The sequence below is a fragment of the Bradyrhizobium sp. BRP56 genome, assembly GCF_020194035.1.
Taxonomy (GTDB): domain Bacteria; phylum Pseudomonadota; class Alphaproteobacteria; order Rhizobiales; family Xanthobacteraceae; genus Bradyrhizobium; species Bradyrhizobium australafricanum.
Genome location: NZ_JADYVV010000067.1, coordinates 40,411 through 53,539, shown reverse-complemented (window position 1 = coordinate 53,539; position 13,129 = coordinate 40,411). Strand labels below are relative to the sequence as shown.

The window sequence follows — 13,129 nt, the reverse complement described above, 5'->3', positions numbered from 1 at the left end:
CATGCCCGCCGTACGTCACGCCATCGTCGATCTCATCCTTCGGCCGCCGTCCCAGCAGTGCCCATGTTGCCGAAAGCAAATCCTTGAAAAACAGTGGCGTAAACGCATTCTGCCAAAGTAGTGCTAGAGCCATTTCCGTTCCGATTGAATCGGAACGGGGCTCTAGATTCTCATTTTGACGCGTTTTCTTCACGCGAACCGGTATCCACTTCGCTCGAAAACGCTCTACCCGGCGTAACCGAGCGTCTGCGACGGATATTCCCCGAACATCGCGCGGTAATATTGCGAGAAACGCCCGAGCTCGATGAAGCCCTGTTCGATTGCAACCTTGGAGACGGTGGTCTGGTCCGGGGTGCTTTCGCGCAGGATCGAACGGATCATGCAGAGCCGCTTGTAGCGCAGGAAAGTCACCGGGCCGACCCCGAACACCTCGTGGAAGGCGCGGTGCAGGCTGCGTCGCGACAGCCGAAGCTCGGTGCAGATTTCCGAGACATGGACCGGGCGCGTGCCCGCGGCGTGCAGATAGTCCTCGACGTGGCGCACCAAGCGCATCGCCGACGGCAGATAGCTCGTTCCGTCGGGCGGCAGCGATGTCACGACGGTCGCGGTCACGCAGTCGACGATCGCGCGCTTCCAGAAGTCGGCCGACGCGTCCGTCAAGGCGTCCGGATAGCGCGCGAGATGCGCGACGATCCGCGGCAGTTTGTCCGCCGCGCCCATGCCGATCGTGGGGTCGGCGCGAAAGTGGTTCTTGGCCTGCCAGGTTTCGGCGTCGGCGAGCCGCGGCTCGCCGCCGAATATGTCGGGCAGATCAGCCAGGTCGAAGCGGATGGCGGCGTAGGACGAAGCGCTGTGAAAGACCCCGTCATGCTCGACCGACGGAGGAATCACCAGCACATCGGCCGGCTGCATGTCGAACGCCCAATGCGTGACACGGTCGGTCGCGTTCAGCAGCATTCCGATGATCAGCTTGGGATCGGTCGAGATGCGCTGGGTGCGGACCCCGACATTGAACGCGCCGATGCTGAGCGAAAAGTCACCGATCCCGACGTGAGACAATGTGCCGCGCAACTTGCCGCGCTCAAGCTGCATGACTTCGACATGCGAGCCTTTGACGGCATCGTGGAGACCCTCGAAGCCGTCAAGCTCGCCGGTGCTGACCGTCAGGTGTTGGCCCATATCCACGTTCACAACTGCAGCGCGATTAATCTACTAAAACCAAATGCTTGAAGTCGGTACAAAAAGTGCGGCCGCGACAATGTGCCTAAATTGGTTTGATTCGCATGGCGAGATCGTGGTGGTGGATTTGCTAACGTGCAGATTTTCGCTTGTTTTTCCGAGAAAGCAATAAGGCCGACCGGATCGGATTGATCGAATTGGAGCATCTTTCGTTAAGCCTGCACGCCTCGGGGTTGAGATTGGCACAAAGTGCACATCACTTGTATAGTGCGTTCCGCTATCGTTTGAACTGACAGCAGAATTCGCTCGTGACAACGTCCAGTGGAACGGGTCACGATGGAGAATCCTGTGCACGCAAGTGTGCACATGGATTGGCAACGGAGGAAAAAAGGGAAGAAGGCCTGACTGATCAACGCTGCCGAAAAGTGCAGCACAGAAAAATGGAAGGGCGCGACAATGCACTCAGGCACGACGCAATCATGGACGACGTTCGGTCACCGGGATCGTAAGGCTGCGATCTTCAACAGGATTTTCCGTCTGGCGCTCATTGGAGCAGCCGCGATCGTCGCGCAAGCCGGCCCGGCGTCGGCGGTCAGCATCGGCTCTTCCGCTTCACTGCCGATCATCAAACAGCAAGAAGGCAGCGGTAACGTTGTGCAGGTGCGCGCTGTTGCGCGCCGGGGCGGGGTTGCGGTGGGACCGCGCGGCGGTGCGGTTGCTTATCGTAGCCGGACGGTTGTGCGCCCAGGAGTGAGGCCCGGCTGGCACGGCGGCGGCACGCGCTGGGTCGGACCACGGCCGGGAGGTTGGGCGCGGCCCGGCTGGTACGGCTGGCCGATCGGGGGCGCGGTCGCGGCCGGCGCAGCGATCGGTTTCGTCAGCGCGGCGAGCGCAGCCGCCTGGGCGGGACCGCCGCCGGCGGCGGGCATGTGTTGGTACTACACCGACCCGTCGCGAACACAGGGCTTCTGGGACTATTGCTCGCGGTAATGCGCAAAGAGGTGCATCGCCATGTCCCGGGTAGAGATCGCCCCCACTGAACGAGAGCGTGAGGACCGCGTCCAGACCGACGACATGGTCTGGATTCCCGGCGGCACGTTCCGCATGGGCTCCGACCATCACTATCCCGAGGAGGCGCCGGCGCATCGCGCGTCGGTCGACGGCTTCTGGATCGACCGCACCCCGGTGACCAACGCTCAATTCCGCGAATTCGTGCGGGAGACCGGGCACATCACGGTTGCCGAGCGGCCGCCGGATCCCGCGCAATATCCGGGTGCGCTGCCGCATATGCTCTACGCCGGCTCGCTGGTGTTTCAGCCGCCGCGCCGGGTCACCACCCTGCGCGACTGGAGCCAATGGTGGACCTTGATGAAGGGCGCGAACTGGCGCCGCCCCTACGGCCCGCGCAGCAACATCAACGTGCTCGGCAGCCATCCGGTGGTCCACGTCGCCTATGCCGATGCGCTCGCCTACGCCAAATGGGCCGGCAAGGAACTTCCGACCGAAGCCGAGTGGGAGTTCGCGGCGCGCGGCGGGCTCGAGGCCGAGGAGTTCGCCTGGGGCAATGCCTTGACGCCCGGCGGCAAGCACATGGCCAACACGTGGCAGGGCAATTTCCCGATTCAGAACCTCTGCGAGGACGGCTTCGACCGCACCTCGCCGGTGACCGCGTTTCCGCCCAATGGCTACGGCGTCCACGACATGATCGGCAATGTCTGGGAGTGGACCGCCGACTGGTGGTCCGCCGGTCATGAGGCCGACGCCGGGAAGCCCTGCTGCATCCCCCAGAATCCGCGCGGCGGTCGCGAGGAGGCGAGCTACGACCCCGCCCAACCCGCGATCAAGATTCCGCGGAAGGTGCTGAAGGGCGGCTCGCATCTCTGTGCCCCCAACTATTGCCGCCGCTATCGCCCCGCCGCGCGGCATGCCGAACCGGTCGATACGTCGACCAGCCATGTCGGGTTCAGATGTGTGGTGCGGTCGCGGACGTCTCAGCCGGCGCAAGAGCCTTTTCCGGTGCAAGAGCCTTTTAAGGAGTAGGGAGCGACGAATGAGTGATGATGAAGCCAAATTGAAGAACAGTGGGGCGGCCAAACTCAACGGTAACAGTCGCGGTTCGTTACTTCGCAGCTTGTTCGCGGCAGCGTTGGTCGCGACAAGCCTGTCACCATTGGCCAGGTCGCCCGCGCAAGCGCAGCAGCCGAGTACGGCGAAGCCGAACATCCTCGTCATCTTCGGCGACGACATCGGCCAGTCCAACATCAGCGCCTACACGCGCGGGGTGGTGGGCTACAAGACGCCGAACATCGATCGAATCGCCAATGAAGGGATGATGTTCACGGACTATTACGCCGAGAACAGTTGCACGGCCGGCCGATCCACCTTCATCACCGGGCAGGCTTGCCTGCGCACCGGCCTCTGCAAGGTCGGCATCCCCGGCGCGACCGTCGGCCTGCAGGATCGCGACGTCACGATCGCACAGGCGCTGAAGCCGCTCGGCTACGCGACCGGTCAGTTCGGCAAGAACCATCTCGGCGACCGCGACGAATATCTGCCGACCAAGCACGGCTTCGATGAGTTCTTCGGCAATCTCTATCACCTCAACGCCGAGGAAGAGCCGGAGAGGCCGTATTATCCGAAGAACGACACCGCATTCACCAAGAGCAACACACCGCGCGGCGTGTTGAAGGCGTCCGCCGACGGCAAGATCGAGGATACGGGCCCGCTGAACCGGAAGCGGATGGAGACCGTCGACGACGAGACCACGGCGGCGGCGATCGATTTCATGCAACGTCAGGCGAAGGCGAACAAGCCGTTCTTCACCTGGATGAACACCACGCGCATGCATGCGTTCACCCATGTCCGCGCGTCTATGCAAGGGCAGAGCGGCATGCCGGGCAACGAATATGCCGACGGCATGATCGAGCACGACGGCGATGTTGGAAAGCTCCTGAAGGCACTGGACGAACTCGGCATCGCCAACAACACCATCGTCGTCTACACGACCGACAACGGCCCCAATCAGTGGTCCTGGCCGGACGCCGCGACAACTCCCTTCCGCAGCGAGAAGGACACCAACTGGGAAGGTGCATTTCGCGTGCCGGCGATGGTCCGCTGGCCCGGCCACATCAAGGCCGGTGAAGTGTCCAATGAAATGATGTCGGGGCTCGACTGGTTCCCGACGCTGCTGGCCGCCGCAGGCGATACCGACGTCAAGGACAAGCTGCTCAAGGGCGCTGATCTCGGCGGCAAGTCGTTCAAGGTGCATCTCGACGGCTACAACCAGTTGCCGTATCTGACCGGCCAACAGCCGAAGTCCGCGCGTAACGACTTCTACTACTTCAACGACGACGGCCAGGTCGTCGCGTACCGCTACAACGACTGGAAGATCGTGTTCTGCGAGCAGCGTGAGCCCGGCGGATTCATCGTCTGGGCGAATCCGTTCACCTGCCTGCGCGCGCCGAAAGTGTTCAACCTGCGCATGGACCCCTTCGAGCGCGCCGATGTGGTCTCCGACCAGTACTACGACTGGTTGGCCAAGAACGCCTATCTCATTCAATACGGCGTCTGGCGGGTCGCTCCGTTCCTGCAGACCTTCAAGGAGTATCCGCCGAGCCAGCGGTCGGCGAGCTTCAGCATCGACCAGATGGTCGATGCGCTGATGAAGACGCTGGACAAGCAACCGGGCGCAAAATAGCGCGAGCAATGCGCGGATCCGGCCGCCGCTTGCCGGCGGCCGGATACTTTCAGGGTCAGGCCACATGTCGGATCTTCGATCGAGTCAGTTAAAAGCCGCGACCGAGCAAGGCAGTCAAAAGAAATCCGCGGCCCGCGACGCCGTGCTCGATCTCAAGGCGCGCATCGGCAAGTCGGTGCTCGGGCAGGATCATCTGGTCGAGAGCATGCTGATCGGCTTGCTGGCCAACGGCAACCTTCTGATCGAAAGCCTGCCGGGACTAGCCAAGACACGCGCGGTGAAGACGCTGGCGAAGAATCTTGCCGCCGACCTGTCGCGCGTGCAGTTCACGCCGGACCTGCTGCCGTCGGACGTGACCGGCGCGGAGATCTACCTGCAGACCGAGAAGGGCGGCCAGTTTCAGTTCCAGAAGGGGCCGATCTTCGCCAACCTCGTGCTCGCAGACGAGATCAACCGCGCGCCGGCCAAGGTGCAGTCGGCGCTGCTGGAAGCGATGGAGGAACGTCAGGTCACCGTGGCCGGCAAGACCTACAAGATGCCTGACTTGTTCATGGTACTCGCGACCGAGAATCCGATCGAGCAGGAGGGTACCTATCCGCTTCCCGAAGCGCAGCTCGACCGTTTCCTGATGCATGTCGTGATCACCTATCCCGACGAGGCGACGGAAGGAGAGATCATCAAGCTCAATCGCGCCGAGAATGCGCGGAGGCCGGAAGCCGGAGCTGCCGAGCCGCCGCCGGTGCCGCAGCAGGCGATCCTCGATGCGCGCGGCGAGCTCGACGGCATTTTCGTCTCCGACCTCGCACAGAAATATATCGTCGACCTGATCTATGCGACGCGGTTTCCCGGCCGCTACGGCGAACCCCTTAGCAAATGGATCCAGATCGGCGCCAGCCCGCGCGGCAGCCTTGCCATCGACCGCTGCGCGCGGGCGCGCGCATGGCTCGACGGGCAGGATTTCGTCACGCCCGACCACATCCGCGCCGTCATCCACGACTGCCTGCGGCACCGGCTGATCCTGAGCTACGAGGCCGTATCGCAGGGCATCAGCCCCGACCAGGTGATCGACAAGATCACCGAGCTTGTCGCTGCAGCGTGAGGGCCGCGATGACGAAGACATCAGCCAGAACGCCCGGTGTCTACGTCAGTCTCGACGATCTGATCGCGCTCGAATTCAGGGATCGCAGGGTTTCGTTCCTGCCGCGCCAGCCGGTGCATAGTCTGCTGTCGGGCCGGTTCGCCTCGCGCATGCGTGGCCGCGGGCTGAACTTCGAGGAGATCAGGGACTATCGCCCGGGCGACGATGTCCGCGAGATCGACTGGAAGGTCACGGCGCGGCTGCAGAAGCCGCATGTGCGCGTCTTCAACGAGGAGCGCGACCGTCAGGCCCTGCTGGTGGTCGATCAGCGGCTGTCGATGTTCTTCGGCAGCCGGCGCGCCATGAAGTCGGTCACCGCGGCCGAGACCGCCGCGATCGGCGCCTGGCGTGTGCTCGGCGTCGGCGACCGGATCGGCGCCATCGTCTTCAATGACAGCGATGTCGTCGAGCTGGCGGCGCGGCGCAGTCGCGCGACGGTGTTGCAGATATTGTCGACCATCGTCGCGCAGAACCAGGCACTCGGCGTCGGCCGCGGCATCGTCCCGGCGTCAGGCATGCTCAACCGGGCGCTCGAGCATGCCGAGCGGCGGACGATGCACGACGCCACGGTGATCCTGATCAGCGATTTCGATGGCGCGGATACCGCAACGCGCCGGATGATCGGGGCGATCGCCCGGCATAACAACGTGGTCGCGGTGCTGGTCCACGATCCCTTGCAAAGCGATTTGCCGGCCTCGAGCCGGATGACCGTCACCGATGGCGAGCTGCAGATTCAGCTCGAAGTCGGCCGCGAGAGCGTCCGCAAAAGTATCGCGCAGGCGTCGCAGGAGCGGCTGCGCGGCGTATTCGCGTGGACGCGCGAGCTCGGCATCCCGGTGCTGCCGCTGAGCACAGCCGAGGAAACGGCGCCGCAACTCCGACGGCTCCTGGGCGGGCTGCCGGCCCGGCACGGACGCGGTGGCGGTCACACCCGAGCGGAGGCGGCTCTTGGCTGACACCCAACCCGTCATTGTGGATCCCGTCGCGGGCCTGATCGATATCCCGCTGCCACCGTCGGTGAGCCTGCTTCCGGCGACATGGGCGTCGCGGATCGTGATCGTGCTGGTTGCCGCGGCGGTCGCCGTTGCGGCGTGGCGCCTGCTGCGGCATTTCCGCGCCAACCGCTATCGGCGCGCGGCGCTCGCGGAGCTTGACCGGCTGCTGCAGACACAAGGCGGCGCCCCTGAGGGAATGGCCGCGAGCCTCGCGCTGCTGGTGCGGCAGACCGCGCTCGATGCCTTTCCGCGTGAAACCATTGCGCCACTTGCCGGCGCGGGCTGGCTTGCGTTCCTCGACCGCAGCTATGGCGGGGACGAATTCTCGCAAGGCGCGGGACGGCTGCTCGCGACCGCGCCCTACGGGCGGACGACGGCGGATGCCGGCGATCTCACGGCGCTGCAGGATCTGGTGCGGCGCTGGATCAGGGGGCACCATGTTTGAGTTCGCATGGCCCTGGATGCTCGCGCTCCTGCCGCTGCCGATCCTCGTGTGGTGGCTGCTGCCGCCGTATCGCGCGCGGCAGGCCTCCGTGATGGTGCCGTTCTTCGACCGACTTGCGGCGGCAACCGGGCAGACCCCGCAGCGCGGCGCCGTCGTGCTGCAGCGGCGGCGCATCCAGATGGTGACGGCCGCATTGATCTGGGCGCTCGTCGTCGCGGCGCTGGCGCGGCCGCAATGGGTCGGTGATCCCGTCACGCGCGAGGTTTCGGCGCGCGATCTGATGCTCGCGATCGACATCTCCGGCTCGATGGACCAGCGCGATTTCCGCGGCGGCGACGGCGCGGTGCTGACGCGGCTCGACGGCGTCAAGCGCGTGGTCGCGGATTTCATCGCGCATCGGCACGGCGACCGCGTCGCGCTGGTGCTGTTCGGCACCAGGCCCTATGTGCAAGTGCCGTTCACGCAGGATCTGCAGACCGCGACCGCGCTGCTGGCGCAGACCGAGGTCGGCATGGCCGGACAGCAGACTGCGATCGGCGACACCATCGGGCTTGCGATCAAGACCTTCGAGACAAGCAAGGCGCGCGAGAAGCTTCTCGTCCTGCTCACCGATGGCAACGATACGGCGAGCCGCGTCCCTCCGGAGCATGCCGCCGACATCGCGCACCAGAACGGCGTCGTGATCGACACGATCGGCGTCGGCGATCCGGCCGCGACCGGCGAGAACCGCGTCGATCTCGGCGTCCTGCGGTCGGTCGCCGCCACGACGGGCGGCCATTTCTACCGTGCCGAGGACGGTGCGCAGTTGCAGGCGATCTACGCGGACATCGACCGTCTCGCGCCGGCCAAGCTCGATACGCTGTCATGGCGGCCGAAGCAGCCGCTGTTCCAGTGGCCGCTCGGCGCCGCCGTGATGCTGTCGCTGCTGCTGTGGCTCGGCCTTTCGCTGGAAAGCGGGCTGGGACGAAGAGGAGCGATCGGCCATGCATGACGCCGTCGCGATTCCCTTCCATTTGCTGCGGCCGCTGTGGCTGCTCGCGCTGATTCCCGTCGCTGCCGTATTCGCATGGGTGCGGTGGCGGCAGAGCCCGCAGGCGCAATGGGGCGGGGTGATCGCGCCGCATCTGCTCAACCATCTCATCGTGCAGCCGGGGACGGGACGCGGCGTCAGCCCGCTTTATCTGGTCGCCGCCGCGCTGTCGCTCGGCATCGTCGCGTTGTCGGGCCCGACCTGGCGGCGTGAGCTGCCGCCCTTCGTCGAGGACAAGGCGCCGCTGATGATCGCGCTGTCGCTCGACGCAACGATGGGGCAGAGCGACGTCGCGCCGACGCGGCTCGAACGCGCCAAGCAGAAGATCAGGGATCTGCTTGCGGCGCGCGCCGGCGCGCGCACGGGGCTGATCGCCTATGCGGGCACCGCGCATCTGGTGATGCCGCTGACCGACGATCGCGCCGTCATCGAACCCTTCCTCGCCGCGCTTGCCCCGGGCCTGATGCCGTCGCCCGGGAAGAACGCGGTCGCGGCGGCGGCGCTCGCCGCGGAGGCGCTCGCGACCGAAACGGTGCCCGGCACGATCCTGCTTGTCGCCGACGACGGCGGTGACGAGGAGGGAGCGGTTCGTCAGTCCGCCGGACGGAACGGCCTGGTCAAGCTGAGCGTCACGCCGAACAGGGGCGAAAGGTTCGCGCTCGGTTCGGACGTCGTCCAGGTCAGCATCGACGACGCCGACGTCGCGGCGCTCGAGCGCCGGATCGAAACCCGCTATCAGGCCGCGCAGGGCGACGCGTTCGGTACGCAATGGCGCGATGAGGGCTTTTGGCTGCTGCTACCGATTGCATTGCTCAGCCTGCTCTGGTTCCGGCGCGGCACCACGGTGGCCTGGGTTGTCGCCTTCGTCTGTCTGTCGCACGTGTCGTCCGCGAGGGCCGAAGAACCGCGCCGTTTTGCCGACCTGTGGCTGACGCCGGATCAGCAAGGACGCATCGCCTTCGATCGCGGCGACTATGCGACCGCGGCCAAGCGCTTCTCCGATCCGATGTGGCGCGGCATCGCCGCCTATCGGGCGTTCGACTTCCTGACGGCCGCGCAGGAATTCGCGCATGTCGATACGCTCGAGGGACGCTTCGCGCTGGCTAATGCCCAGGCGCAGAACCACGCCTATGAGAAGGCGATCGCCGCCTATGATGAGGTTCTGACGATCGCGCCCGGCCATGTCGCCGCGAAGACCAACCGTGCCATCGTGGTGGCGGCGCTGAAGGCGAAAGAGGAGAAGCGGAAGAAGCAGGAGCAGGACGACAGCGCGCCGCCGGACGAGAAGGCCGACGAGATGCGGGTCGACCCGACACAGAAGGGCGGCAAGCGGATCGAGGTGAAGCCGACGGATCTCACCACGGCCGGTGCCGCCGAAGCCTGGATGCGTCAGGTCCAGACCACGCCGGCTGACTTCCTCAAGCTGAAATTTGCGATCCAGGACGCGGCGCGGCCGATGGGGGCGAAGCCATGAGGCACCCGCTCGCCGCCGTAGCCCTGATGCTCGGACTGCTCATACCCTGCGCGGCGCCGGCCCAGCAAACCGCGCCGGAGCCGATCCTGCGGGTGACGATCGATCCGCCGCGCGTCGTGGTGGGGCAGGCGGCCGCGCTGCGGATCGACGTGCTGGCACCGAACTACATGACGGCGCCGCCCGAGCTGCCCGACTTCCAGGTTCGCAACGCCGTGACCCGTCAGTTGCGAAGCATCAACGAGAACGAGCAGCGGGACGGCGTCACCTATGCCGGCGTTCGGTTCGAATTTGCCATCCATCCGCAGGAGCCGGGCAGCTACGCGATCGCCGGTCAGGCGATCACCATCAGATACGCCGCCGGGCCGCCGGCGACGCGCGAGGCCACGCTCGCGCTGCCGCCGATCGCATTTGAGGCCTTCATCCCGGACGCGGCCTCCGCCCTGCAGCCGTTCCTGGCCGCGCGCAATCTGTCGATCGAGCAGACCGTCAACCGTTCGTCGGATCAGCTCAAGACCGGGGACGCCGTGACGCGGACCGTCACCATCAAGGCCGAAGGCATTCCGGCGATGCTGCTGCCGCCGGTGAAATTCGCCGCGTTCGAGGGACTCAAGCTCTACCCTGCGCAGCCGTCGCTCCAGGACAAGACCGACGGGCGCACCGATGTGCTGTCCTCGGCGCGCACCGACAGCGGCGTCTACATGCTCGAGAAGGCCGGCGACTATGTGCTGCCGCCGATCGACCTGCGCTGGTGGAACACCGGCGCACAAAGCATCGATGTGGCCCATCTCGACCCGGTGACGCTGCACGTGGAGGCGAACCCCGCAGCCGGCGGCGTGTCCTCAGTCGGCACGTCCGGCCCACGCATGTCATGGGGCGCGCTGCGCGATGTCGTCGCCGATCGCTGGAAGTCGGCCGCAGCCGCGCTGCTGGCGCTTGCCGGGCTCGGCTGGTTGATGCCGCGGATGGTGCGGGCGATCGTGGAGCGTCTTCGCCGGCGTCGCGAAGCCTACCTGCGCTCGGAAGCGTTCGCCTTCAGCGAGCTGCGGCGCGCCGCGCGCCGTGGCGACGCCAAGGCGGTCTACTTCGCGCTGCTCGACTGGCTGCAGCGGTTCGAGCCGGTCGCGCCGCAGCATACGGTCGAGGCGTTCAGGGCCGTTGCCCATGATGCCGCGCTCGATGACGAGATCGGCGCGGTCGAGCGCGAGCTGTTCGCGCCGTCTGCCGGCGCGGCGCGCTGGTCACCGCGCAGGCTGCTACGCCAGGTCGGCGGAGCCCGGCGCAATCTGCGTCGGCGCGCGAGACGCCGCGAGGACACGCGCTTACTTCAGAACCTGAATCCGGTCGGGCCTTCCTCCACCACGTCGTTTGGTCGACCAAAGCCCGCCAGATGAACGAAGCACATTGAGACCGATCGAGCAGAACGCATGATTCGTAATCACCGGAGCGAGCAACCCTAGAGTAACTCAGGAGTATCGAATGAAGAGTGAGACGAAGAAACATGACGCCGGCACCGATTCCACTTGCGGTGCCTCGACCATCGATCGCCGGGCCGTGCTGCTCGGCACGTCATCGCTTGCTGCCACGGCGGCGCTGACGTCGCAGGCTCTCGCGCAGGCCCAGAAGGCCGCGCCCGCCGCGGCGCCGGCCGGTGGCCGCAAGCCGAACATCCTCGTCATCTTCGGCGACGACATCGGCATCCCGCAGATCAGTGCCTACACCATGGGCATGATGGGGTATCGCACGCCCAACATCGACCGGATCGCGCGCGAGGGCGCCATCTTCACCGACGCCTACGGTCAGCAAAGCTGCACCGCCGGCCGCGCCTCCTTCATCCTCGGGCAGGAGCCGTTCCGTACCGGCCTGCTCACCATCGGCATGCCCGGAGATCCCCATGGCATCCAGGACTGGATGCCGACCATCGCCGACGCCCTCAAGACCCAGGGCTATGCCACCGGCCAGTTCGGCAAGAACCATCTTGGCGACCGTGACGAACATCTGCCGACCAAGCACGGCTTCGACGAGTTCTTCGGCAATCTCTATCATCTCAACGCCGAGGAGGAGCCGGAAGGCTATTTCTATCCGAAGGACCCGAACTTCCGTAAGCAGTTCGGTCCTCGCGGCGTGATCAAATCGTCCGCGGATGGAAAGATCGAGGATACCGGTCCGCTGAACACCGCGCGCATGCCGACAGTGGACGAGGAATTCCTGGGCGCTGCCAAGGATTTCATCGGCCGCCAGGCCAGAGCGGATCGGCCGTTCTTCGTCTGGTTCAACTCGACGCGCATGCACGTCTTCACGCACCTGAAGCCGTCATCCCTCGGCAAGACCGGCAAGGGCATTCACGCCGACGGCATGGTGGAGCATGACGGGATGGTCGGCGAATTGCTCAAGCAGCTTGACGATCTCGGCATCGCCGAGAACACGATCGTGCTCTACACCACGGACAATGGTGCGGAGCTCGCGCTCTGGCCCGACGGCGCGATGACGCCGTTCCACGGCGAGAAGGGCACGACGTGGGAGGGCGGCTTCCGCATCCCGATGATGGTGCGATGGCCGGGCGTGGTAAAGCCGGGAACGCAATACAACGAGATCATCTCGTTGATCGACTGGTTCCCGACGCTGTGCGCCGCGGCAGGGATTCCGGACATCAAGGACAAGATGAAGACCGGATTCGCCGGCGCAAGCGGCAAGAGCTTCAGGGTTCATCTCGACGGCTACAACTTCATGCCGTTCTTCAAGGGAGAGGCCAAGGAGCCACCCCGCGATGCGATCTACTATTTCGACCAGGGCGGCAACCTCAACGCGCTCCGGTGGAACGACTGGAAGCTGAGCTTTGCCGTCGCATCGAAGGGCAACATTGCGACCGCCACCCGCGAAGTGCCCTCATGGGCGCTGATCGCCAATCTGCGCATGGACCCCTACGAGCGCGGCATGGAGGAAGGCGGCGGATCCAGTTCCTCGCCCAGAACATGTGGCTGATCGTGCCTGTGCAGGGGAAGATCAAGGACTTCTTCTCCGACTTCGATCAGTTCCCCTACCAGGGGGGCAGTTCGCTGAACGCAAGCGGCATCAATTACGGGCTGCTTCGACAGCAGGCGGCCTTGAAGCGGCTCAACGAGCTCGAACGCATGAAGCCGCAGTGATGCGGCAAGAGCAACGGACGGAAAGAGG

General features: G+C 65.4%; 11 protein-coding genes and 1 pseudogene. 10 read left to right on the top strand and 2 right to left on the bottom strand.

Features of this window, described 5'->3' with window-relative positions:
* Both I6F38_RS34345 and I6F38_RS34340 read right to left on the bottom strand, forming a co-directional pair.
* On the bottom strand, positions 1-193 hold a 193-nt coding region (locus I6F38_RS34345; RefSeq protein WP_225163539.1), incomplete at its 3' end, for a hypothetical protein.
* A 32-nt stretch (positions 194-225) separates the two neighbouring features.
* Positions 226-1,179, bottom strand: coding sequence for a helix-turn-helix domain-containing protein (locus tag I6F38_RS34340; RefSeq protein ID WP_092086160.1), 954 nt, complete (start codon positions 1,177-1,179; stop codon positions 226-228).
* A 456-nt stretch (positions 1,180-1,635) separates the two neighbouring features.
* Here I6F38_RS34340 and I6F38_RS34335 point away from each other — a divergent pair, with 456 nt between their 5' ends.
* The 10 genes and pseudogenes from I6F38_RS34335 (at position 1,636) to I6F38_RS34290 (ending at position 13,101) form a co-directional block, all read left to right on the top strand.
* Complete coding sequence (locus I6F38_RS34335; RefSeq protein WP_092086157.1) at positions 1,636-2,169, top strand: hypothetical protein; 534 nt, start codon at positions 1,636-1,638, stop codon at positions 2,167-2,169.
* Between the two features lie 21 nt (positions 2,170-2,190).
* A complete protein-coding gene (locus I6F38_RS34330) occupies positions 2,191-3,219 on the top strand; it encodes a formylglycine-generating enzyme family protein (RefSeq protein WP_225163538.1) in 1,029 nt (342 codons plus the stop codon).
* Positions 3,220-3,229: 10 nt separating this feature from the next.
* Entirely contained in the window at positions 3,230-4,876 is a 1,647-nt protein-coding gene (locus I6F38_RS34325) for an arylsulfatase (RefSeq protein WP_225163537.1), read from the top strand.
* A gap of 64 nt (positions 4,877-4,940) precedes the next feature.
* The gene (locus I6F38_RS34320) at positions 4,941-5,975 is read left to right on the top strand and encodes an AAA family ATPase (protein ID WP_225163536.1); all 1,035 of its coding nucleotides are present in this window, start codon (positions 4,941-4,943) and stop codon (positions 5,973-5,975) included.
* An 8-nt stretch (positions 5,976-5,983) separates the two neighbouring features.
* The gene (locus I6F38_RS34315) at positions 5,984-6,970 is read left to right on the top strand and encodes a DUF58 domain-containing protein (protein ID WP_225163535.1); all 987 of its coding nucleotides are present in this window, start codon (positions 5,984-5,986) and stop codon (positions 6,968-6,970) included.
* Positions 6,963-7,454 carry a DUF4381 domain-containing protein gene (locus I6F38_RS34310; RefSeq protein ID WP_225163534.1) on the top strand — a complete coding sequence of 164 codons (492 nt, stop codon included), beginning with the start codon at positions 6,963-6,965 and terminating at the stop codon, positions 7,452-7,454. Before I6F38_RS34315 ends, I6F38_RS34310 begins: the two co-directional genes overlap by 8 nt.
* The gene (locus tag I6F38_RS34305; RefSeq protein ID WP_225163533.1) at positions 7,447-8,445 is read left to right on the top strand and encodes a VWA domain-containing protein; all 999 of its coding nucleotides are present in this window, start codon (positions 7,447-7,449) and stop codon (positions 8,443-8,445) included. The genes I6F38_RS34310 and I6F38_RS34305 overlap by 8 nt, the downstream gene beginning before the upstream one ends.
* The gene (locus I6F38_RS34300; RefSeq protein ID WP_225163532.1) at positions 8,438-9,958 is read left to right on the top strand and encodes a VWA domain-containing protein; all 1,521 of its coding nucleotides are present in this window, start codon (positions 8,438-8,440) and stop codon (positions 9,956-9,958) included. Before I6F38_RS34305 ends, I6F38_RS34300 begins: the two co-directional genes overlap by 8 nt.
* Positions 9,955-11,349, top strand: coding sequence for a BatD family protein (locus I6F38_RS34295; protein WP_225163531.1), 1,395 nt, complete (start codon positions 9,955-9,957; stop codon positions 11,347-11,349). Before I6F38_RS34300 ends, I6F38_RS34295 begins: the two co-directional genes overlap by 4 nt.
* A gap of 85 nt (positions 11,350-11,434) precedes the next feature.
* A pseudogene (locus tag I6F38_RS34290) lies at positions 11,435-13,101 on the top strand (arylsulfatase).
* Positions 13,102-13,129 lie beyond the last annotated feature (28 nt).

Bases quoted from the DNA above. Each gene is read 5' to 3' on its own strand.
- I6F38_RS34330 (WP_225163538.1), top strand. From the start codon at position 2,191: ATGTCCCGGGTAGAGATCGCCCCCACTGAACGAGAGCGTGAGGACCGC.
- I6F38_RS34335 (WP_092086157.1), top strand. From the start codon at position 1,636: ATGCACTCAGGCACGACGCAATCATGGACGACGTTCGGTCACCGGGAT.
- I6F38_RS34315 (WP_225163535.1), top strand. From the start codon at position 5,984: ATGACGAAGACATCAGCCAGAACGCCCGGTGTCTACGTCAGTCTCGAC.
- I6F38_RS34320 (WP_225163536.1), top strand. From the start codon at position 4,941: ATGTCGGATCTTCGATCGAGTCAGTTAAAAGCCGCGACCGAGCAAGGC.
- I6F38_RS34305 (WP_225163533.1), top strand. From the start codon at position 7,447: ATGTTTGAGTTCGCATGGCCCTGGATGCTCGCGCTCCTGCCGCTGCCG.
- I6F38_RS34295 (WP_225163531.1), top strand. From the start codon at position 9,955: ATGAGGCACCCGCTCGCCGCCGTAGCCCTGATGCTCGGACTGCTCATA.
- I6F38_RS34300 (WP_225163532.1), top strand. From the start codon at position 8,438: ATGCATGACGCCGTCGCGATTCCCTTCCATTTGCTGCGGCCGCTGTGG.
- I6F38_RS34340 (WP_092086160.1), bottom strand. From the start codon at position 1,179: ATGGGCCAACACCTGACGGTCAGCACCGGCGAGCTTGACGGCTTCGAG.
- I6F38_RS34325 (WP_225163537.1), top strand. From the start codon at position 3,230: ATGAGTGATGATGAAGCCAAATTGAAGAACAGTGGGGCGGCCAAACTC.